Source organism: Mesorhizobium sp. L-2-11 (genome assembly GCF_016756595.1).
Classification (GTDB): Bacteria; Pseudomonadota; Alphaproteobacteria; order Rhizobiales; family Rhizobiaceae; genus Mesorhizobium.
The window spans coordinates 3035362-3056444 of the sequence record NZ_AP023257.1 but is presented as its reverse complement, the minus strand read 5'-3'; the positions used below and the strand labels follow the sequence as shown (position 1 = coordinate 3056444).

Here is a 21083-nt window from a genome sequence, read left to right as displayed (position 1 = left end):
GCGACCCTTTACCATCTCTCAATGCACGTCGCGGCGTCGCTCGTAAACCGAATAGCGTGTCGCATGACTATCCTTTTCACCGGCCGGAACGTCCTGCGAGCGGCCGATGCGCCACAAATCCGGGTTGATCGGCGGGAAATGCGCGTCGCCGTCGACCGCGGCAAGGACATGGGTGACATGCAAACGGTCGGCCAGCGGCAGCGCCTGGGCATAGATCTCGCCGCCGCCGATGATGCAGATTTCGTCGGCGCCAGGCATGCAGCGCCCGCGCACCTTGGCCAGACGGATCGCCTCGTCGAGCGAATGCACGACTTCGACGCCCTCGGCGCGCCAGGCCTTGTCGCGGGTCACCACGATATTGAGTCTGCCGGGCAGAGGCCGGCCGATGCCTTCATAGGTCTTGCGACCCATAATGACAGGTTTGCCCATCGTGTCGGCCCTGAACCGCTTGAGATCGCTGGAAAGCCGCCACGGCAAACCGCCATCGCGCCCGATCACACCGTTTTCGGCGATGGCGACATAGATCGCGACGTCCATCAGCCGCCGCTCCCGCCCGAAGGTGCCAGCAGCAATATGTCGATGTCGTGCTCAGGGTAGAAATTCTCTGCAGTCATCTCGAAACGCGTCGGCCCGACTTTCCTGACGTTTTCGCCACAAAACGAGACCAGGTTCTTCGGATCGCCCTTGTCGACGGTCAGCTTGAACTTGCCGATCGAGCCCGTCGCCCAGTTGCCGCCAGTGGTCAGGACATAGGCGATGCGGTTTTCGAAATACCTCGGAGTGCCGTCGGGATTGCTCTTCGCCGCCTTGCGAATCACATTCTCGAACGTGGCGTCCATGCAGTAACGAGCCTTGTAGGCGGCGTATTGGCCCTGGAACTGGCCGTCATAGAAGAAGCTGAGCGAGGAGGTGCCGCCGACGCTGGGCTTGTAGCGATGGGCGACGCGGACTGCCTTGCTGGCTGGAAAGGTCGAGCGCCACCAATAGGTCGAGCGCAATTGCCAGAACGGCACATAGACTGACTTCATGCCCGAACCGTCGTCGGCGGTGTCTTCGATGATGAGGCCGCGGTCGACCCAGTCGTCGGCAACCGCTCGCGGCAGCTTCGCCAATGCCGCCCTGGCCGCATTGCCGAACGGGTAGAACGACACGTTCTGCGACTTGAGATCGGCACTGATGTCGATGCCGAGCGCAAACGCCTTCTGCTCGAGCTGCGGCTTTGCCGCCACGCCATCTATCGTCACCTCGAAGCCGAGGAAATTATCGCTCTGGCCGTCGGGAATTGCCGGCATCTCGTTCGGATCGCCTTCGATGTCGGGCATCGGAAAGGCGACGATCGCGTTGATATCCTTGTCGGTGTTGTTGCGGAAGACATAGTCGACCGTCACCTTTTCCGGTGAGATGAAGAGGTCCTCGCTCTCCATGGCGACCGCGTCGCTGCGCGACAGGATCAGGCCGCCCGTTCCCAATTCGGCGATCGAATCATTGGCGAATACGGGCGTGGCCGAAAGCACCAGCGCGGCGGTCAGAACATAACGGAACATGGAAGCTCCCTTGGCGAGATGCCGCTATGACTCTATCGCATCGGCCCGACAATCGGAATCGATTTTCGGAAAGCACGATGCGAGGATTTAAGGTGCTAGAGCGTACTTTGTGCGTCCAAGTGGACGCACGTCGCTCTAGCCGTTTCAATGTGGAGTTTCAAAGCCCTTCCGCGCACGCCTCGGCGCTTACCAGGCTCGTCTGGACACCGACGCTCCGATCGGGCAGGAGTTCGCCCATGCGCAAGCTTCTCGTCATCGGCATCGGCGCCGGCAATCCCGACCACATGACCGTGCAGGCGGTCGACGGCTTGAACCGCGCCGATGTGCTGTTCATTCCCGACAAGGGCGCCAGGAAGAGCGATCTTGCAGAACTGCGCCGCCACATCTGCGACCGGTTCGTCACCAATCCAAACTCGCGCCGGGTCGAATTCGACGTGCCGGTGCGGGCCGAGCCAGCGCCCTCCTATCGCTCGACCGTCGACGACTGGCACGAGGCGATCGCCGCGATCTATGAAAGCCTGATCCGCGACGAGCTTTCGCAAGATGGCTGCGGCGCCTTCCTGATCTGGGGCGATCCCTCGCTCTACGACAGCGCGCTGCGCATCCTGGAGCGGGTGCGCATGAGAGGCAATGTCGCGTTCGAGCTCGAGGTGATCCCCGGCATCACTGCCGTCCAGGCGCTCGCCGCCAGCCACAAGATGGCGCTGAACCGCATCGGCGATGCGGTTCAGATCACCACCGGCCGCCGGCTCACCGAGGAAGGTTTGCCCGACAATGCCGGCAGCACCGTCGTCATGCTGGACGGCAAATGCGCCTTCAACACGCTGGACGACAACGACCTCCTCATCCACTGGGGCGCCTATCTCGGCACGCCCGACGAGATCCTCATTTCCGGCCGCCTTGGCGACGTCGGCGACGAGATCGTGAGGACCCGCGAGGAAGCCCGCCGGAAAAAAGGCTGGATCATGGACACCTATCTGCTGCGCAAGCCCGGCGAGCCGGAGGAGTAGGCTCCGCCCACCGACCTCACCCGGCATCGATCTCCGCCTGTAATGCTTCCAGATGCGCCGCCGCCGCGGAAGCCGCTGCCCGTTCGATGGCGCGAAAGCGGCTGACCACCGCAAGCCCGGCCGGCGTCAACTGGGCGCCGCCGCCCTTTTTCCCGCCGGTCTGCGCCGCGACCAGCGGCTTGCCGAACACCCGGTTCATGTCCTCGACCAGATCCCAGGCGTGTTTGTAGGACATTTCCATGCCGCGCGCCGCCGCCGAGATCGAGCCGAAGGCGGCAATCTGCTCCAGAAGCTCGATCTTGCCCGGCCCGATGCGCCCTTCTGGATCGAGGTTTATCCGCAAGCTCAGCGATGGCATTCGCTCCTCCGCAGTCCCGCCATCCATCCTAGATGCTCTCCGGCGCTATCGCTATTCCAAAATGATATAGCGACAATCATCCGCCGGTCATCCATCCGCCTCGACAGGCAGGCCGGCGCTCATATTCGCCGGGTCGAAGCTAACCGTCTTGACCACCGCGTAGACCTCTCGACCAAGCCGCAGTTTCAGCGTCTGCCGCGATTGCTCGGTGATCCGGGCAAGCACGGTTGCGCCATGGCAGTCGATGCCGATCTCGACTGCGGGACCCTCGCCCGGCGCCATCGTCACGATCGTGCCTGACAAGATGTTGAGCGCGCTGAGGCCCGTCGGCTGTTCGGTGGCGATCAGCACATCGCGGGCACGGATGCGAATGCGCATCGGCGCACCGACCGGCACTGCCAGAAGCGGCACGCGGATCTCGCCCGCCACCGAGCCGAGCACGGTCATGCCAAAGACATCGTCGTGGCGCAGCACCGTGGTATCCAGCACCGCGCCGCCCTCGCCGCGCTCCTCCGCTGGCAACAGGTCGAGCCGCTGCATGATCGCCCCGGTCGGGCCGCAAGCAGCGACTTTGCCTTGCGCCAGCACAACGACGTCGCTTGCCAGCCGCGCGACCTCTGAGATCGAATGGCTGACATAGACGATCGGGATTTTCGTCTCGTCGCGCAGCCGCTCGATATAAGGCAGGATTTCTGCCTTGCGGGCCTCGTCGAGCGAAGCCAGCGGCTCGTCCATCAGCAACAATTTCGGACTGGCGAGCAGCGCCCGGCCGATCGCCACGCGCTGTTTCTCGCCGCCGGAAAGCTTTGCCGGCCGCCGGTCGAGCAAAGCACCGATGCCGAGCAGGTCGACAACCGCTTTGATGTCCGCATAGCGTTCGGCCGTCGGCGTGAACCAGCGGCCGTAGCGCAGATTGCTGGCCACACTCAAATGCGGAAACAGTCGCGCGTCCTGGAACACCATGCCGATGCGGCGCTTGTGCTTGGGCACGAACCGACCCGCATCCGTATCGACCAGCACGCGGCCGTCGGCCTCGATCCGCCCCTTGTCCGGCCGGATCAGGCCGGCAATCATGTTGATCAGCGTCGTCTTGCCGGAGCCTGAGGGCCCGAACAGCGCGGTCAGCCGCCCGGCGCTCTCGAAGCGGGCGTCGACCTCGAAGTCGCCAAGCCGATGACTGATGTCGACGACGACCGTCATTCGATATCCATCCGCCTGCCGACGCGCCGCGCCAGCACCTCCGATGCGACAAGTGCTGCCATCGAAATGACGATCGAGATCAGCGTCAGCCTGAGCGCGCCGGCATCGCCGCCCGGCACCTGCGTGAACGTGTAGATCGCCGACGGCAGCGTCTGCGTCTGGTTGGGGATGTTGGAAACGAAAGTGATCGTTGCGCCGAATTCGCCCATCGCCTTGGCGAAAGACAGGATCGCGCCGGTAATCAGGCCGGGCAGGATCAGCGGCAGCGTGATCGTTCCGAACACCCAAAACGGATTGGCGCCAAGCGTCCCGGCCGCCGCCTCGATTCTGCGGTCGACCGCCTCGATCGACAGCCGGATCGCCCGCACCATCAGGGGAAAGCCCATGACAGCGCAGGCCAATGCGGCACCCGTCCAGCGAAAGGAGAAGACGATGCCGAAGTGCTCGGCCAGAAACGCCCCGGCCGGGCCGCGCCTGCCGAAGGAGAGCAGCAGCAGATAGCCGATAACCACCGGCGGCAGGATCAACGGCAGATGCACCAGCCCGTTAAGCAGCGTCTTGCCCCAGAATTGGCCACGGGCAAGCACAAGCGCGATCAATATGCCGGGCGGCAGGCTGGCGACCATCGCCACTGTCGCCACCTTGATCGACAGCCGGACCGCGTTCCATTCGTCTGGAGTGAGGTCCAGCAACCAATTCATCTTTTGGCGTGCCTCAGTTGCTCGGCATAAGCACCGTAAAACCTTGCGCCTTGAAGAGCTCGCCTGCCTTGGCGGATTGTAGGCATTTCAGGAATGCTGGCGCATCCTTGTCCTTCGAATCCGCGATCTGGGCAACCGGGTAGACGATAGGCGGATGCGAATCATGCGGGAAGGTGCCGATCACCTTGACGCCGGGCTCGGCATGCGCGTCGGTGGCGTAGACGATGCCGAGCGCTGCCTCTCCGGTCGCGACCAGCTTGAGCGCGGCGCGCACATTCTCGGCCTGTGCCAACTTGTCTTCGATCAAGGACCAGACGCCGAGCGATTCAAGTGCGGCCTTGCCATATTTGCCGGCCGGCACCGCCTTGACATCGCCCATCGCAAGCCTGCCGTCGCCGATCAGCCCGGCAAGATCAAAACCCTTCTCGATCCTGGTTTCGACGGTCGAACCCTCCGGCGCCACCAGCACGATCTGATTGCCGAGCAACTTCACTTCGGTATCCGGCTTGGTCAGTTTCTTGTCGGACAGATATTTCATCCAGTCGCGGTCGGCCGAGATGAAGACATCGGCTGGCGCGCCGCCCTCGATCTGCTTGGCCAATGCTGAGCTTGCCGCATAGGAAATGGTCGCCACCTGGCCAACATCGGCGGCGCAGGCGGTGTTCACTGCATCCAGTGCGTTCTTCATGCTCGCGGCGGCAAAGACGATCAGCCTGTCATCCGCATGGGCAACCGACATGGCGGCGATCAATATCGCAAGACCGCCAATGGCGGCCGCCTTCAATCCGAAACCGTTGCGCACCAGCATGAAACTCCCGGGGCTTTGAAATCCGATCGGCGCGCGACCCTGCCGGTCGATATATCCGCCTGAATATAACAAGGGAAGGCTTTTTGCCAGACTCAGCCCAAAAACCCGCCGACGGCATTGCATGGCACCGCCACGGCTCGCGGGCGGACGACACGGCACCGGCGAGCGATTTGAGACACGGTAAAGCAAAAAAACGCGAGGTTTGCGGCTCACACCGCGATAGGCGCCTTGATCGTCGCATCGGCGAGGTAGTTTTCCAGCCGGAAATCTTCGAAGCGGAAGGCAAAGAGGTCCTTCACCTCCGGATTGATCCATAGCGTCGGCAGCGCCTTGGGCGTGCGCCGCAACTGTTCGCGCGCTTGCTCGAAATGGTTCGCGTAAAGATGCGCATCGCCCAGCGTATGGACGAAATCGCCCGGCTTCAGCCCCGTGACCTGCGCCACCATCAAGGTGAGCAGCGCATAGGAAGCGATGTTGAACGGCACGCCGAGAAAGATATCGGCGGAACGTTGGTAGAGCTGGCAGGAGAGCCTGCCTTCCGAGACATAGAACTGGAACAGGCAATGACAGGGTGGCAGCGCCATGGCTTCCACTTCGGCCGGGTTCCACGCCGAAACGATCAGCCGTCGGGAATTAGGATTCTTGCGTATCTCCTTCAAGAGATTGGCAATCTGGTCGATGGCGCCGCCATGGCCGTCCGGCCAGGAGCGCCATTGCTTGCCGTAGACCGGGCCGAGGTCGCCATTCTCGTCGGCCCATTCGTCCCAGATCGAGACACCGTGGTCGTTGAGATATTTGATATTGGTGTCGCCGGCCAGGAACCACAGAAGTTCATGCACGATCGACTTCAGGTGAAGCTTCTTGGTGGTGGTGATCGGAAAGCCGCGCGCGAGGTCGAAGCGCATCTGGTAGCCGAACACCGAGCGCGTTCCGGTGCCAGTGCGATCACCGCGATCGGCGCCGTTTTCAAGCACGTGCTTCAACAGGTCGAGATACTGGCGCATCGGCTTCTGCTCGATTCGGGAGCTCGATTCGGGTTACCGGCGATCATAACCGACTGGCTGCCGGCCGAACATGTCAAAATGCAGAATGTCCCAACAAGCGACCACATCTGGGCCGGCGCGGAAATCGCGCCAGCATTCCGCCGCTGCAGGATGACCGTCAGAGGCTGGCGAGCTTGCCCAGTTCCTTGGCGACCAGATAATAAAAGGTCACGCGGCTTTTGGTGTTGTCGGCCTCCATCGCCTTGCAGGTCTTTTCGATGGCCGCGTCCGCCTTGCCGCCGTCGTCGACGCCGAGCTTTTTGGCAACCCAGCTGGCCTTGACGCGATCGAGTTCGTCGGGGTCCGTGCAGGAAACCAGCGAGGAATCACGATTCCTGAGCGCAATGCCCAAATGCTTCACGATCTTGGCGACCGCGTCGGCATCCGCCGCGGCGTCGTACTTCTTCACGTCTGCGAGATAATCGGCCATCAAATTTTCCCCTCGTCGGCGCCACGGGGTTCGGTCAATGAGGGTTGTGGCGCGCTGCGCGCAAAAAGTGCGCTAAGTCGGTAACTCCTCACCGCCGCAAGCTTCGGTTGCGACCGTTGACAAGTCAAGCCTTTCGCCATGCTGTTTGACACAGCGGACAAAGCATCATTGGGGCCTTTCATTTTCCACGATCGGTCCCTATATCTGTTTCGTCGGCTCGACCGACTATGGCGATAAACAGGCGATGAAATAAGCCGTTCGGACCCGGGGGCGGTACCCGGCGCCTCCACCAAAAACCGCTCTGCGAGGAGCGGCTTTTGCTGGGGGCGAAATAGGATCGACGAAGGTGTAAAGATCGTACTTTTGCCCGGCATTGTACCACCGTTATCGGGCTAAACTTATAGTTGCCAACGACAACTATGCGGAAGCACGTCTCGCCGCGTAAGCGGTGCGATAGCTTCAATTCAAGCCCTAGTGGTTCGCACTTCTAGGCGGGGTTCGGAGGTACCTGGCAACAGAAACCTCCACTTCTCCCGCTTCCATTCTACTTTCCCTTCCGATCCCCATCTCCGCTCGATATTGTGACGGCAGCAGGCTTGCTGGCCGCGCCCAGACGTGAAAAAGGCCGGGACTGACCCGGCCTTTTCATGCTCTCGCTGGAAGGCATCTATTCTGCCGGCGCTTCGACAACCTGCCGCCCACGGCCGAGCGTCACCTTGGCCAGCGTGAAGGAGATCACCGCGCAAAGCATGATGCCGGCCACCATAGGCAGCGGCGTGCCGTCGAAGAACACCCCGGCGATGCCCATGGCGACCGCGCCGATGGCGAAGTGCAGCGTGCCCATCAGCGCCGAGGCCGTGCCGGCGATCGCGCCATGCTCCTCCATGGCCAGCACCGAAGTCGTCGGGATCACCAGGCCGAGGAACCCGTAGCCGACGAACAGCAGCGCCGCCATGACGTCGAGCCGGTCGACGCCGGACGTCATCACCGCGAACAGCACCACCATCGTCGTCGCATAGCCGACCACCGCGACCCGAACCACCGGCCTCAGCCCGAACCTTTCGGACAGCATCCCCGTCAGTTGCGACATGCCGATGAAGGCCACCGCGTTGATCGAGAAAAACACGCTGTAGACCGACGGCGACAGCCCGTAGTGATTTATCAGGATGAAGGAGGAGCTCGACAGATAGACGAAAAAGCTCGCCAGCCCGAAGCCGCCGATGGCCGCCAGGCCAAGGAAGTTGCGGTCGCCAAGCAGGAAGCGATAGGCCGAGAGCGCGGTGCCGAACGAACTGCCTGCACGCGCCTCGACCGGCCGCGTCTCCTTGAGCGAAGTCGCCAGCAGGATGGTGGCGAGCACTGCCCCACCCGTCACCGTCCAGAACACGGCACGCCAGCCGAAATTCTCGATGATGACACTGCCGGTCAGCGGCGCCAGGATCGGCGACACCGAAAACACCAGCATCAAGAGCGACATCAGCTTGGCAGCTTCGGTGCCGGTGTGCAGGTCACGCACGATGGCGCGCGGCACCGCCATGCCTGCGCTGGCGCCAAGCCCTTGCAGGAAACGGAAGGCGATCAGCCACTCGATCGAGGGCGCCAGCGCCGAGCCGATGCCGCCGACCATGAACAGGGCGAGGCCGCCATAGAGCGGCAGCTTGCGCCCGACCATGTCGGAGATCGGTCCGACGACGATCTGGCCAAACCCCATGGACAGAAAGAAGATCAGCAAGCTCATCTGCTCGGCAGCGGTGCTGGCCTGCAGATCGGCGCCGATCGAAGGCAGCGCCGGAAGATACATGTCGATGGCGAACGGGCCGATGGCAGTCAACAGACCGAGCACGAGCGCGATGCGGAGGAATTGGGGATTCATGATAGCGGGCTTCTCTCAAATCTGGTTTGCCGCCGATCGGCGGGTAATCCTGGCACGTTCCATCCCACGAAATTCCGATTTCCTGCGCGGGAAATCCTTTAAGATAGTCCACAAATTTAGACACTCTTGTCTAATTCGTCAATCACCTCTATATAGTTTCCATGAAGCACGACGTTTCTCCTGACAGCATCCCGCCACGCGGCCATGAGGCAAAGCGCGCCTCGATCATGGAGGCTGCCGGCGAGGTGTTCTGCCGCGAAAGCTTCGCCGGCGCCAATATCGACATGATTGCCGCCGAAGCCGGGGTTTCGCGCCAGACGATCTACAATCACCATGGCGACAAGGAAAAACTCTTCGTCGCCATCGTCCGCGACCTCACCGAGCGCTGCAATGCCGGTATCTTCGCCACCATTTCCACCTTTCCCGACCAGCCGAAGGATCTCGAGGCCGATCTGATCGGCTTCGCCGTGCGCATGACCCGCAACTGCATCTGCAACCGCGACGGAAAATTCCTGCGCAAGTTGATCCAGACCGAGGGCGAGCGCTATCCCGAGTTGTTTGCCGAATGGCGCGAACAGGGACCGGGCAGGACATGGCCGGCGATCGCCGCCCGTTTCGCCCGCCTCGCCCATGCCGGTTTCCTCGACATCGAGGACCCCGATGTCGCGGCGCGCCAGTTCCAGGCGCTCGCCCATGCCGAATTGCAGACGACCTTCATGCTCGGCGGTACGCCGACCGATGATCAAGTGCTGCAATCCGCGACACATGGCGTGCGCACCTTCCTGCGCGCCTTCGCCAAGCGGCAGCCGACGGCGGATGCGCAAAAGCACAGCGCGCTCGCTGGCGCCTGAGCGATCAAATCTGAGGCATGCCCTCTCGCATCTCGCCTGCCGGCAGCTATATCCGGTTTACGCCGCGCTCAAGCTTGATTACAGCTATGCGGACGATTCAATCGGAACCCGACAGCGACATGGCCGACGACCACATTCGCTACGACATTCTGGCCCAGGAGGCACTGCGCGGCGTCATGCGCAAGGTCCTGGCCGAAGTCGCGCGCACCGGCCTCCCCGGCAACCATCATTTCTTCATCACTTTCCTGACCGGCGCCCCCGGCGTGCGCGTGTCTTCCCGCTTGCGCGAGCGCTATCCCGAACAGATGACCATCGTCATCCAGTTCCAGTATTGGGACCTGAAGGTGACCGACACCGGCTTCGAGGTCGGGCTGTCCTTCTCCGACGTGCCGGAAAAGCTGGAAATCCCGTTCTCGGCCGTGCGCGGCTTTTACGATCCGTCCGTCAATTTCGAGCTCGAATTCGACGTGAAGACGGAAGCCTCGGCAGAAGCGGAATTGGCCGGCAAGCCCGCTTCCGAACCGCTGGCCGTTGTTGCCGAGAAAAAGCCCGAGAAGAAGAAGACCGCTGAGGCCGAAAAGAAGCCGGCCGCGGCCGACGCCGCCGCTAAGGGCGCCGAAGTGGTGTCGCTCGACGCCTTCCGCAAGAAGTAATCCGACGAGGCCGCGCGACATGGCCGACATCGTCAACCTCCGCCAGGCCCGCAAGCAAAAGGCACGAGCCGACAAGGAGCGCCTTGCCGAACAGAACCGGGCGCTGCACGGCCGCTCCAAGGCCGACCGGGAGCGTGACCGTTCGATCGCCGACAAGGCAGAAAAATTTGTCGCCGGCCATCGCCGCGAAGTTTTGGGCAATCCGGATTCCCCGGATTTCAACCCGAAAAATGCGACGGGTTTTTCGGACAAGTCCGATGCTTGAAGTGAAATGAGTCAGGTCCGGTGAGCCCGGTCGAGAAACGCTCGGTGACCATTCGCGGCCATCGCACCAGCTATTCGCTCGAAAAGCCGTTTTTCGACGATCTCGTCGCCATCGCCGCCGCACGCAAACTGACTCTCGCCGCCCTCGTCGCCGAAGTCGATGAGGCCCGGCCGCGCGATGCCAACCTGTCCTCGGCGCTCAGGCTCTACGTCCTGGATTGGGCGAAGCGAGGGATGAAACCGGTCTAGCCAATATCCGGGCCAGGTGGAGCTATCCGCCGCCCAGCGACTTCAGCAGATTGTCGATCGCCGAAGGTTCAAGCGCGGGGTTTGGCGCGGATTCTGACGGCCCCGGGTTGTCGTTGGCTGGCGGCTGACGCATGCGCTCGAATTTCTGCGCCTGCTCAGCGGCGGCCCTGCGTTCGGCGTCCGCAGCGATCCGCGCCGCCTCTTCCGCTTTCTTGCGTCGCTGTTCTTCGGCCTTCGCTGCCTCGTCCACCGCTTGTTGCGCCGCCCTGGCTCTCGCTTCGGCATCCGCCTTAGCCTTGGCTTCGGCATCCGCCTTAGCCTTGGCCTCGGCATCCGCCTTGGCTTTGACCTCCGCTTCAGCCTTCGCCTGCGCTTCCGCCTTGGCTCTGGCCTCAGCTTCAGCTTGAGCCTTTGCCTCGGCTTCGGCTTTCGCCCTGGCATCTGCCTCAGCTTTCAGCCGCGCCGCCTCCTGCTGCTTGCGCAATTCTTCGGCTGCCCTGACGCGCTCGGCTTGCAGGGCCGCGTAGTAACGCACCTCGCGCCGCAACCGCTGTTTTTCAAGCAGCGCCGCCTGCATCGCCTCGACCCGCTGCTGCTCCTTTTCCAGCGCGCGCTGGGTCAGGAACTGCGCCAAAGGCTCACTGTCGAACCGCCGCTTCGCGGCGCCGAACGGCCCGTCGACGCTGAAATTCACGGTCGGATCGGAGCCGACTAGCGCTTCGTCGCCGGGACGATAAGTGATCGAACCATTGGCAGCGACCGTGCTGGCCTTCAGGTCCGCGGTGATGTCGGCCGACAGCGTCGCCGCCGGATTTTCAAGCTTGACCGGCGGTGCCCTCAGCGTTCCACCGGCGATTGTGAAGGCGATGTCGGCATCCCCAGCCGGAAAACTGCCGTCCGCGGCGATCTGCGGCGCGAAGCCGGCGGTCTTGGCCGCGTCGATATCGCGCCCAATGGCGTCGGCCTTGGCGATGAAGGCGCCAAAGGCGTCGGGATTGACGCCGGCAATGGTCAGGCCTTTCAGCGCCGCCGTGCCGGAACCGGACAGCGCCGCAACCATCGCATCGACCGATTTGCCGCTGGTCGAGAGCGCCGCCGAGAAATCGCCGCTTCCGCTGAGGCCAGTCTCTGGCAGCACGGTGGCCAGATCGGCGCCGGCAAGTTTCAGCTGGCCGGAGAAAAGTCCAGTGCCGTCATTGTTCTTCAATTCGAACAGCCCGGAAAGCGCGCCGCCGGCCAACTTTGCCCTAAGGTCCGAAACGCGGATGCCTTCCTGGTCGAGCTTCAGCGACAGCGCCGCGTCATAGGCCGCAGCAAGCGGGCCGGCGACCAGCGACGCCGTGGTCAGGTCGAGTTCGGCGGTGAACGGCAGGCTGGGCTTCTGGTTGAACGGGGCGGTCGGCCAAGTCTTGCCGGAACCCAGGAAGGCCTGGTCGCCAAACACTGCCACCGCCATCGGGTCGAGATCCAGCTCATCGAGCTCAAGCGCGCCGGCGAGGTGCGGCAGCCCGTCGGTGACGTCGACATTGACGTCGCCGGAAACCGCAGCCTCGTTGATGGCGCCGCTGAGGCCGGACAGCACCAGAAGGCCGTTGCCGAAGTCGGCGTCGGCCGCAAGCCACGTCGATGTCCCCGTCCCCAGGCCCGGCAGGCCGATGCCTGTCGTCATCAGCCACGGCTCGATGTCGGCGGCTTCCAGGCTGAGCTTGCCCTTGGCGGTGGCGCCTTGTGGCGTGCTGGCGATCGTCCCGTCGAAACCGGCCCTGAAGTCGTCGCCGGTAAGGTTGAAGCTCGTCGCCATGCCGCCGCCAAGCGTGCCTTCCGCCGAAACATCGGTGGTCGCCTCGCCAACCATGCCGAGCGGCAGCGCCGGCAGGCCGTAAAGCGCCAGAAGCGCGGTGGCGTCGGTATTCCTGGCATTGAAGGTCACCGACACCGGCGCCTCGAGAAGCCGATCGGCCAGTCCTTTGCCGGACAGCGATGCTGAAAACGCCGAGCCGCCTGCCCTGCCTTGCGCGCTGACCGCCAGTCCCGTCGTGCCGTCGCCATTGGCGGCGGCACTCGTCACCAGATCGATGCGCGCATTCTGCAACAGTTCGGGATAGGCGGCCACACGCCCCGCCAGCCCTTTCAGCACGGCATTGTCGGGATAGTGCTTCGCCGCGACATCGACCAACGGCTTGAGATCGACGGCGACCACCGAGGCATCGAGCTTGCCGGTTGGGCTCGCTGGGAAATCCTTGATCCGGCCGGTTGCGCTGACCGAGGCGCCGGCAAGCCCGCCGACCGATAGCCTATCGATTTCGAGCAGACCGTCGCGCAGCCTGAGCGCCGTATCGACCGTATCGGCGGTCAGTCCGCCGGCGCTGACCGGCCCGGCCCTGATCTGGAAATCGAGATCGCGGTCTGAAAAACGGTTGGCGCCCTTGTCGCTGATGAAGATCGAGGCGAAGGCGGCGAGCCCGTCGACGTCGAGCTCGCCGCCTTCGAGCCGCATCAGCACCGACGGCCTGGCGTCTTCGCCTTGGCTGGAATCGATGCGGCCGGAGAATTTCGCCTTGCCGAGAACGAGCTCGAGGTCGCTGAAGGCCTGGCGGTTCCCGGTCAGGTCGACATTGGCCTTGAATCCGGCGGCCGGAAGCCGGCGGATCGCTTCGTCGACATCCTTCGACAGCCAGGCGGCGAAACCGGAAGGCTGCCCCACGGCCAAAAGCAGCGAACCGCTGAAGCCGAATTGATCCTCGAGACTGAGCATGCCGTTGGCCTCCAGCCTGGCGCGGCCCGGGAGCGTCGCGCCCAGCGACTTCACCGACCAGCCGGCATCGGCCGGCTCGGCGGAAAGGCGCACGTCACGAACCGTCGTATCGCCGGCCACCACCGCCGGCAGCTTCACCTCGACGGTGCCCGGTATGGTCGGCCTGGGCAGTTGGAGCAGCGCCTGCTCCAGCGCCGCGACGCGGTCTGATAGCGTCAGTCCGGTCGCGGCGCCGACGGCTTCATCGAACTGCACCTGCGCGCCATCGGCCTCGATCGAAAAGCGAGGGTGCGGCCCAAGGTCGACGGCAGCCTTGCCGTCGGCGGTGTAGGGATTGTCCAGAGGCCCGGTTTCGAAGCGGAATTCGTCGACACCAAGCTTGCGGTGATCGAGCGAGAACTTGCCGTTCAGCCTGAACCCCGGCTCCGGCTTGCCGGCGCTGGCCTTCATCGTCTCAGCGTCGGTGCCGTCAAGCTGCGCCAAACGCTTGTCGGCGCCATTCTTGTCAGAACTTGTGACCTTGAACTGGCCCGAATAGATCGCGGCCCCGTCGACAATGCCGGCATTGCCATCGGCTTCGACGACCAGCGGATAGGCGTCTGGATCGGCCTTGAGCCTGAGCCGCAACTGTCCGTCACCACTGGCCTTGCCGGTGGAGACGACGACCGTGCTGCGCAGGCCGTCGAGCCGCAGCGAACCATCCATCCGCCAGGGTCCGGCCAGCGATCTGGCAGAGATTGTCGAATTGATCTCGGAAAGAACATGGCTGCGGCCGCCGGCGGCGTGGCGCAGCGCGATCTCTCCGTCGGTCACCGTCAGCTTCTCGATCGAGATCTGGCTGGGATCGAAGGGCGAGGATGGGCGTATCGCCCAGTCGACCGTGCCGTCGGCGGCAATGTCGATCGTCGCCTTCGGCCGCACCAGCCGCATGTCGAAGATCAGCACCTCGCCGCTCAGGAACGGCGCCAGTTCGGCGTCCATCGAAAAGGTCTCGACGGTCATTGCCGGCTGGCCGCCGGGGCCGCCGGCGACAGTGACATTCGAGAACGTCACCGAGGGAAACGGCAGCAGCTTCGCCGTTGCAGCGCCCTGGACGGTGACCTTGCGGCCGAGAATGGCGCTCGCCTCGCGCTCGAAATCGGCGCGGTAGCTTGTCCAGTCGATAAAATAAGGCACCACCAGCGCCGCACACAGCACCAGCACGAAAAAGCCACCGAAGAAAACGAACAGGCGTGCGAGCATCAACCCCCAAGCAGTTGATTGAAAGTCAGCCGCACTCTACCCGCATCAGCGTGTCGATAAAGAGGCAAATCGATCGCCCCACGAGCAACGCGGCGCCAAGATCGTCATCTCGCAGCATCCGCGCCGCGCGAAGCCCCTCGCATCGACGCCGAGATGTACAAATGGCGTCACCTCATCGAGAACTTTTTCTGCAAGCTCAAAGAGTTCAAACGCATCGCCATGCGGGCCGACAAAACGGACCAGAGCTTCGCAGCGATCATCCACCTCGCAGCACCCGTCATCGTATCACGATGAACCCCAACAGGCCTTAGTCGCGATGCGACCGGAATCCGCAAGCGGCTTCCGCGCATAAGGGTGCCGGTCGCTCTCCCAAAGAGAGTAGCTACCCTGTATAGGTGCGGCGGCGCACGCTGTAAGCTCGCGAACTCGCGAACGACAAGAAGAAGGAGACGGCCATGAGCCCGAAACCCACCGGCCACCTTCGTGGCAACGACCTGATCCTCACGCGCACGTTCCGCGCACCCATCGATGACGTCTGGACGAGCGTGACGAAATCCGAAAACACCGCGCTCTGGTTCGGCAGTTGGAAAGGCGACGCCGGCCCGGGCAAGATCGTGCGGCTGCAACTGGTCCATGAGAAGGGCCGGCCGTGGACGAACGTGACGATCGAAGCGTGCGAGGCGCCGCGCCGCCTAGTCGTCACGATGAAGGATGACTACGGCGAGTGGCGCATCGAGCTGACGTTGACGCAAACGAACGACACGACCGAGCTACGCTTGGTGCAGCACCTGAGCGACCGAAAACTCGCGGGCGACATAGGGCCAGGCTGGGAGTACTACCTCGATATGCTGGTCGCCGCGCGCGAAGGCAACGCGCTGCCGTCGTTCGAAGATTACTACCCATCGCAGAAGGCACACTACCTGGAGGGCGCATAGACGATCGGCACGTCGCAGGCTGGACAAAAGCGTGCGTGTGGAGGCGCGTTGGCCAGCGTAGAGTTGACCCGGTTTCGTGGACACTTTTTCCCATACCGAGGCGTCGATCGCCATATCCGGCGGAGTTTCGCAGTCAGATGGTTTATCTGGTCCGATCCGTCGGAAATCCATCTCGCCGCCGTCATCGCATCACCATGAATCCCAACAGGCCTTAGTCGGCCGGCAGTATCTTCCCAGGGTTCATAATGTTCTGCGGATCGAGCGCCTGCTTGATCGTGCGCATGATATCGACGCTGTGGCCGAGTTCATGGCGCAGAAAGCCGATCTTGCCTTGTCCGATGCCGTGCTCGCCGGTGCAGGTTCCATCCATGCCAATCGCCCGCATGTTCAGCCGCGCGACAAACTCTTCTGTCTGCTCGATTTCTTTCGGATCGTCCGCGTCCATCAGCACCAGCACATGGAAATTGCCGTCACCGGCATGGCCGACGATCGGCGCGATCAACCCCATCTCGGCGATGTCGGCCTCGGTTTGCGTGACGCATTCGGCAAAGCGCGAGATCGGCACGCAGACGTCGGTCGACAGCCCCTTGGCGCCCGGCCGCAGCGTCAGCGACGACCAGTAGGCGTCGTGCCTGGCCTTCCACAGCTTTGTCCGCTCCTCGGCGACACTGGTCCACAGGAATGGTCCGCCGCCATAGTCTTCGGCGATCTCGCCGAAGGTTTCGGCCTGCTCGGAAACGCCGGCATCACTGCCATGGAATTCGACGAACAGGCACGGGCTCTCCGGATAGTCGAGTTTCGAATAGCTCTTCATCGCTCGCATCTGCAGCGCGTTGACCAGTTCGATGCGTGCCACCGGAATGCCCATCTGGATTGTCGCGATCACCGCATTGCAGGCCGCCTCAACGCTTGGAAACGGACAGACGCCGCCGGAAATCGCTTGCGGAATGCCCTGCAGCTTAAGCGTCAGCTGGGTGATGATGCCGAGCGTGCCTTCGGAGCCGATCAGCAGCCGCGTCAGATCGTAGCCGGCCGAGCTCTTTTTTGCGCGCTTGCCGGTCGTCACCGTCTCGCCGTCGGCCATCACCGCCGTCAGCGACAACACATTCTCGCGCATTGTGCCGTAGCGCACGGCATTGGTGCCCGACGCCCGCGTCGCCGCCATGCCGCCGAGCGATGCATTGGCGCCCGGATCGATCGGAAAGAACAGGCCGGTGTCGCGCAGATGCCGGTTGAGTTCCTCGCGCGTCACACCGGGCTCAACCGTGCAGTCGAGATCCTGCGGGTTGACCGCGAGGATGCGGTTCATCCGCGACGTATCGACAGAAATGCCGCCGCCCGGCGCGTTGGTATGGCCCTCCAGCGAGGAGCCGACGCCGAAGGCGATCACCGGCACGCGGTGCGCGGCGCAGGCCGACACGATCTCCTGCACCTCCGCCGTCGTCTGTGGAAATGCCACGCCGTCCGGCGCCTGGGTCGGTATGTAGGTGGTGGTATGCGCGTGCTGGGCGCGGATCGCCTGCCCGGTCTGGAACCGTTCGCCGAGCCGCTGCTTGAGGATGCCGAGCACCGCGGCAATGCCTTCTTCGTTGCGCTCGACCGGATTGAGGTCGCTCAGAGCCATCTATTCCTCCGCGAATGGACCAGCGTCCACCCTTGTTATGGATTTATGGATGGGTAGTCTCACCGACCACGTCCTGTCCAGCCAGAAGGAAGTTCTCGATGTCCAGCCCTGCCCCCTTCGTCTCTCGTGCCATGGCCATCGAGAAGGACTGGATCGACTATAACGGTCATCTCAACATGGCCTATTACAACGTGCTGTTCGACCGCTGCTCCGACGAAGCGTTCGACATGATGGGGATGGGGCTGGAGTACGCGAAGCAGCGCCGGCTGACCATCTACACGGCGGAAGTCCATGTCTGCTATATCAGGGAGCTGCATCTCGACCACAAGGTCAATGTCTCCTTCCAGCTGCTCGACCATGACGACAAGCGGCTGAGAGCCTACCAGGAAATCCGCCATGTCGACGGCTGGCTCGCTGCCACATCCGAATCTTTGCTGCTGCATATCGACATGTCCGGACCGAAGGTGGCGCCCTTCCCGGCCGATGTCTTGGCCAAGGTCGAAACCATGCGCGCCGCCCATGCGGCGCTGCCGATGCCTGAGCGCACCGGCCGTTCGATCGGTATTCGTCGCAAGGCACTTGAGCCGCAGTCAGGCCGCCGTTAACCTTACCAGAATTTTAACGTGAACAAGCCGAATTGAGGCGTTGAACGACTCAGCGCGGCGGTCGAAAACCGTCCGCACGAGCGGCGGGGGCTGAAGCGGTTCGGGGAACGTGCATGAAAACCGACATCAAGGTCGAGGCGGACAGGCTGGCGGCCGACCCACGCATCAGCGACTATGATTTCTGGCGATCGCTGAAGAACCTCAACAACGAAATTTTTACCATCGCCAACAACAACCAGCCGATCCCTTTCGCCATGATCCGCTGGCGCGCCATCCTGAAGCAAGCGCGGATGAAGCGGGGGCATGCCTGATTCGGTGCGGAAAGAAGTAGGCTCGTTATTCGATTGCTTTTTCTGGGCGTTTGCGGCGCGACGTTTTCCAGTCAAGATGATGTTCTGACGAGCGACCGCTTCAACCATCAAGCCCGGTGCTTCACTGCCGCCAGCGGCGAACGCGCCACCACCGGCGACGACTGGATGATTGCGGTGTTGGTCATCGCAAACGGAATGATGCGGTCGATCACCCGTTCGAGTTCGGCCACCGAGCCGACATGCGCCAGCGCGATGAAACAGTCTTCGCCGGTCACCCGGTCGCACTGGGCGATTTCCGGCAAGTCGCGGATGATCTCCGCCACTACAGCCAGTTGTCCCGGCACCGGCCTGATCCGCAGCCATGCCGACAGTTTCATGCCGAGCGCGGCCGGGTTGATCCGCACCGTGTAGGCCTCGATCACGCCGCTCTCCTGCAGCCGCTTGATGCGTTCGGCCACGCTCGGCGCCGACAGGCCGACCGAGCGCGCCAGTTCGGCGGTGCTGGTGCGCGCATCCTTTTCCAGCAGGCGCAGGATTTTCAGATCCGCCGCATCCAGATCAGCATTTTCGTTTCGAAGGCGTTTCAGGAAAAACTCCTTGGCTGAGGAAAAAGAATGATCACTTTGGTTAGGAGTTGTCCATATAAACAGGTAAAACTGCCTGCGATACTGATCCTATGGATGATCAAGCGCAAGCCCCAGCTGCAATCCCTGCCCTCACCGGCCCTGTCTTTGGCAGGCTGGCGACATCGCTGCCGCCGCATGTCTGGTTCGGTGTCAGTGCCGTGTTTCATTATCTCGGGCCGGCTTTCGCCGTGCTGCTTTTCCCGCATGTCGGCGTGCTTGGCATGGCCTGGCTGCGCATCGTCACGGCCGCTCTGGTCTTCGCGCCGCTGACGCGGCCGTGGACGGCCTTCGCCCGCGCCGACCGGCCGACACGGCTGCAGCTTCTCGGTTTTGGCGCCTGCCTCGGCGTGATGAATTGCTCCTTCTACCTGGCACTCGACCGCTTGCCGATCTCGCTGGTTGCGGCGATCGAATTCGTCGGCACCATCGGCGTTGCGCTGGTCGGCGTCAGAAGCCCGCGCAATCTCGCAGCCCTTGCCGTTGCCGTCATCGGCACCTTGCTGCTGATCGACGTCAGATGGTCAAGCGACCCGATCGGTCTGTTCTGGGCTTTCCTCAATGGCGCGCTGTTCGTCGGCTACATCGTGCTTGGCCATCGCGTTGCCCGCGCCGGCGCTGGCGACGGCATCGCCGGCCTGGGCGCCGCCATGGCGGTCGCCTGCCTCATCGTGCTGCCGATCGGCTTCACCGATGCGCTGCCGGCTTTCACGGCGCCGCCGCTGCTCATCGCCGCCATCGGCGTCGGCATCTGCTCGTCGGTCATCCCCTATATCTGCGACCAGCTAGCCATGTCGCGGCTGCCGCGATCGAGCTTCGCGCTGATGCTGTCGTTGCTGCCGGTCACCGCCACGCTGATTGGCGTCATTGTGCTCCGCCAGATACCCAGCCCTGCCGATTGCATCGGCATCGCGCTGGTGGTGGCCGGCGTCGCCTTTCACAAACCGGCAAATGCCTGATCAGGCAAGCTTTTCCTTGAGAAAGGCAATCGTCCGGCCCCAGGCGAGGTCCGCTGCGTTCTTGTCGTAACGGGCCGCTGAGGTGTCATTGTTGAAGGCATGATTGGCGCCCTCATAGACATTGATCGTGTACTCGACCTCGGCTGCATCGAGCTCCTTCCTGAAGGCGTCGATGCCGGCATTGATGCGGGTGTCGAGCCCGGCATAATGCAGCAGCAGCGCCGCCTTGATCTTCGGCACATCCTCGGCCTTCGGCTGCATGCCGTAATAGGCGACAGCGGCAGCCAGATCCGGCTCGTTGGCAGCCAGTGTGTTCACCGTGCCGCCGCCCCAGCAGAAGCCGACCGCGCCAACCTTGCCGTTGCCATCCGCATGTCCCTTGAGGAAAGCGACCGTTGCGACCGCATTGGCGATGGTCTGAGCCGGATCGAGTTTTGAAATCTGCTCGCGCGCCTTGTCTTCGTCGGCCGGCGTGCCGCCGAGCGGCGACAGGAAGTCCGGGGCAAGCGCAACGAAGCCTTCCAGCGCCACGCGCCGCGTCACATCGCGTATATGCGGGTTGAGCCCCCTGTTCTCATGCACGACGATGACGGTGCCGAGCTTGCCGGACTGGCCGGCCGGCTTGACCAGATAGCCCTTCATCTCGCCACCGCTGCCGGGGTAGCTGATGTCCTCGCCCGTCACGCGTGAATCGTCCTCGGCAACAACCGCCGCCCGGGCCGAATTGGCCGCCAGCAGCGGTGCGATTGCGGCAGCAGCGGCACCTGATCCGGCAAGCCTGGTCAACTGTTCCATGAAGCGCCGCCGGTCGAGCGTCAGATGCGTGTATTCGTCATAGGCGTCGATCATCGCCTGGGTAATGGCGGGTCTGGTGACGGCGGGGCTGGCAGGGCTCGGTTTTGTCATGGCGCTCTCCTCGGCTTCGGGAACATGTCCGCCGCGCAAGATAGGGTAGAAGCCCGCACGGTCCAGTCACGGATCAGTGAGGCCCGGCATGCAGCGCTCCACGACGTCGGTGGTTAAATCTACCCGTTTGTAGGTTCCG

General features: G+C 63.1%; 23 protein-coding genes and 1 other RNA gene. 10 read left to right on the top strand and 14 right to left on the bottom strand.

Translation table 11 applies throughout. The features are described 5' to 3' along the window. Positions 1-18 precede the first annotated feature (18 nt). Together JG739_RS14630 and JG739_RS14625 are read right to left on the bottom strand one after the other, a co-directional pair. Entirely contained in the window at positions 19-537 is a 519-nt protein-coding gene (locus tag JG739_RS14630; protein ID WP_202367058.1) for a dihydrofolate reductase, read from the bottom strand. After that, the gene (locus JG739_RS14625) at positions 537-1544 is read right to left on the bottom strand and encodes a DUF4424 domain-containing protein (protein WP_202367057.1); all 1008 of its coding nucleotides are present in this window, start codon (positions 1542-1544) and stop codon (positions 537-539) included. The genes JG739_RS14630 and JG739_RS14625 overlap by 1 nt, the downstream gene beginning before the upstream one ends. 236 nt (positions 1545-1780) lie before the next feature. On the opposite strand from JG739_RS14625, the gene cobF reads away from it, so the two are divergent. Further along, the gene (gene cobF / locus JG739_RS14620) at positions 1781-2554 is read left to right on the top strand and encodes a precorrin-6A synthase (deacetylating) (RefSeq protein ID WP_202367056.1); all 774 of its coding nucleotides are present in this window, start codon (positions 1781-1783) and stop codon (positions 2552-2554) included. 16 nt (positions 2555-2570) lie between these two features. On the opposite strand, the gene JG739_RS14615 is transcribed toward cobF, so the two are convergent. The 6 genes from JG739_RS14615 to JG739_RS14590 form a co-directional block, all read right to left on the bottom strand. Beyond that, on the bottom strand, positions 2571-2912 hold the full coding sequence (locus JG739_RS14615; protein ID WP_023798788.1) for a winged helix-turn-helix domain-containing protein: 342 nt from the start codon (positions 2910-2912) through the stop codon (positions 2571-2573). 87 nt (positions 2913-2999) lie between these two features. Then, positions 3000-4112, bottom strand: a complete 1113-nt coding sequence (modC, locus tag JG739_RS14610) for a molybdenum ABC transporter ATP-binding protein (protein WP_202367055.1) — start codon at positions 4110-4112, stop codon at positions 3000-3002. Then, positions 4109-4813 carry a molybdate ABC transporter permease subunit gene (gene modB, locus JG739_RS14605; RefSeq protein ID WP_202367054.1) on the bottom strand — a complete coding sequence of 235 codons (705 nt, stop codon included), beginning with the start codon at positions 4811-4813 and terminating at the stop codon, positions 4109-4111. Before modB ends, modC begins: the two co-directional genes overlap by 4 nt. A gap of 13 nt (positions 4814-4826) precedes the next feature. Beyond that, complete coding sequence (gene modA, locus JG739_RS14600; RefSeq protein ID WP_202367053.1) at positions 4827-5621, bottom strand: molybdate ABC transporter substrate-binding protein; 795 nt, start codon at positions 5619-5621, stop codon at positions 4827-4829. Between the two features lie 209 nt (positions 5622-5830). Further along, on the bottom strand, positions 5831-6625 hold the full coding sequence (locus JG739_RS14595; protein ID WP_202367052.1) for a thymidylate synthase: 795 nt from the start codon (positions 6623-6625) through the stop codon (positions 5831-5833). Positions 6626-6782: 157 nt separating this feature from the next. Beyond that, positions 6783-7094 carry a DUF2853 family protein gene (locus tag JG739_RS14590; protein WP_202367051.1) on the bottom strand — a complete coding sequence of 104 codons (312 nt, stop codon included), beginning with the start codon at positions 7092-7094 and terminating at the stop codon, positions 6783-6785. A 172-nt stretch (positions 7095-7266) separates the two neighbouring features. Between JG739_RS14590 and ssrA the strand changes: the two genes are divergently transcribed. Beyond that, positions 7267-7623: a transfer-messenger RNA gene (ssrA, locus tag JG739_RS14585) on the top strand. A 138-nt stretch (positions 7624-7761) separates the two neighbouring features. On the opposite strand, the gene JG739_RS14580 is transcribed toward ssrA, so the two are convergent. Next, positions 7762-8967, bottom strand: coding sequence for a multidrug effflux MFS transporter (locus JG739_RS14580; protein WP_202367050.1), 1206 nt, complete (start codon positions 8965-8967; stop codon positions 7762-7764). A 161-nt stretch (positions 8968-9128) separates the two neighbouring features. Between JG739_RS14580 and JG739_RS14575 the strand changes: the two genes are divergently transcribed. The 4 genes from JG739_RS14575 (at position 9129) to JG739_RS14560 (ending at position 10984) form a co-directional block, all read left to right on the top strand. Then, positions 9129-9818, top strand: a complete 690-nt coding sequence (locus JG739_RS14575; RefSeq protein WP_202367049.1) for a TetR/AcrR family transcriptional regulator — start codon at positions 9129-9131, stop codon at positions 9816-9818. A gap of 119 nt (positions 9819-9937) precedes the next feature. Next, a complete protein-coding gene (locus tag JG739_RS14570; protein ID WP_202367472.1) occupies positions 9938-10471 on the top strand; it encodes an SspB family protein in 534 nt (177 codons plus the stop codon). Between the two features lie 19 nt (positions 10472-10490). Further along, positions 10491-10736 (top strand): DUF4169 family protein, encoded by a 246-nt coding sequence (locus tag JG739_RS14565; protein WP_202367048.1) that lies wholly within the window; start codon positions 10491-10493, stop codon positions 10734-10736. Between the two features lie 20 nt (positions 10737-10756). Next, positions 10757-10984, top strand: coding sequence for a ribbon-helix-helix domain-containing protein (locus tag JG739_RS14560; protein ID WP_202367047.1), 228 nt, complete (start codon positions 10757-10759; stop codon positions 10982-10984). Positions 10985-11006: 22 nt separating this feature from the next. On the opposite strand, the gene JG739_RS14555 is transcribed toward JG739_RS14560, so the two are convergent. Together JG739_RS14555 and JG739_RS36370 are read right to left on the bottom strand one after the other, a co-directional pair. After that, on the bottom strand, positions 11007-14981 hold the full coding sequence (locus tag JG739_RS14555; protein WP_202367046.1) for an AsmA family protein: 3975 nt from the start codon (positions 14979-14981) through the stop codon (positions 11007-11009). Between the two features lie 45 nt (positions 14982-15026). Then, positions 15027-15245, bottom strand: coding sequence for a hypothetical protein (locus JG739_RS36370; protein WP_370464263.1), 219 nt, complete (start codon positions 15243-15245; stop codon positions 15027-15029). 191 nt (positions 15246-15436) lie between these two features. On the opposite strand from JG739_RS36370, the gene JG739_RS14545 reads away from it, so the two are divergent. Next, complete coding sequence (locus JG739_RS14545; protein WP_202367045.1) at positions 15437-15916, top strand: SRPBCC family protein; 480 nt, start codon at positions 15437-15439, stop codon at positions 15914-15916. Between the two features lie 211 nt (positions 15917-16127). On the opposite strand, the gene JG739_RS14540 is transcribed toward JG739_RS14545, so the two are convergent. Next, the gene (locus JG739_RS14540) at positions 16128-17540 is read right to left on the bottom strand and encodes an FAD-binding oxidoreductase (RefSeq protein ID WP_202367044.1); all 1413 of its coding nucleotides are present in this window, start codon (positions 17538-17540) and stop codon (positions 16128-16130) included. A gap of 98 nt (positions 17541-17638) precedes the next feature. Between JG739_RS14540 and JG739_RS14535 the strand changes: the two genes are divergently transcribed. Together JG739_RS14535 and JG739_RS14530 are read left to right on the top strand one after the other, a co-directional pair. Continuing rightward, a complete protein-coding gene (locus tag JG739_RS14535; protein WP_202367043.1) occupies positions 17639-18145 on the top strand; it encodes a thioesterase family protein in 507 nt (168 codons plus the stop codon). A gap of 113 nt (positions 18146-18258) precedes the next feature. Next, entirely contained in the window at positions 18259-18456 is a 198-nt protein-coding gene (locus tag JG739_RS14530) for a hypothetical protein (protein WP_202367042.1), read from the top strand. A 107-nt stretch (positions 18457-18563) separates the two neighbouring features. Here the strand turns inward: JG739_RS14530 and JG739_RS14525 are convergent, their stop codons facing one another. Next, on the bottom strand, positions 18564-19043 hold the full coding sequence (locus JG739_RS14525; RefSeq protein ID WP_202367471.1) for an Lrp/AsnC family transcriptional regulator: 480 nt from the start codon (positions 19041-19043) through the stop codon (positions 18564-18566). Between the two features lie 89 nt (positions 19044-19132). On the opposite strand from JG739_RS14525, the gene JG739_RS14520 reads away from it, so the two are divergent. Beyond that, positions 19133-20038 (top strand): EamA family transporter, encoded by a 906-nt coding sequence (locus tag JG739_RS14520; protein ID WP_202367041.1) that lies wholly within the window; start codon positions 19133-19135, stop codon positions 20036-20038. On the opposite strand, the gene JG739_RS14515 is transcribed toward JG739_RS14520, so the two are convergent. Next, entirely contained in the window at positions 20039-20944 is a 906-nt protein-coding gene (locus JG739_RS14515) for a dienelactone hydrolase family protein (protein ID WP_244749898.1), read from the bottom strand. Between the last annotated feature and the right edge of the window lie 139 nt (positions 20945-21083).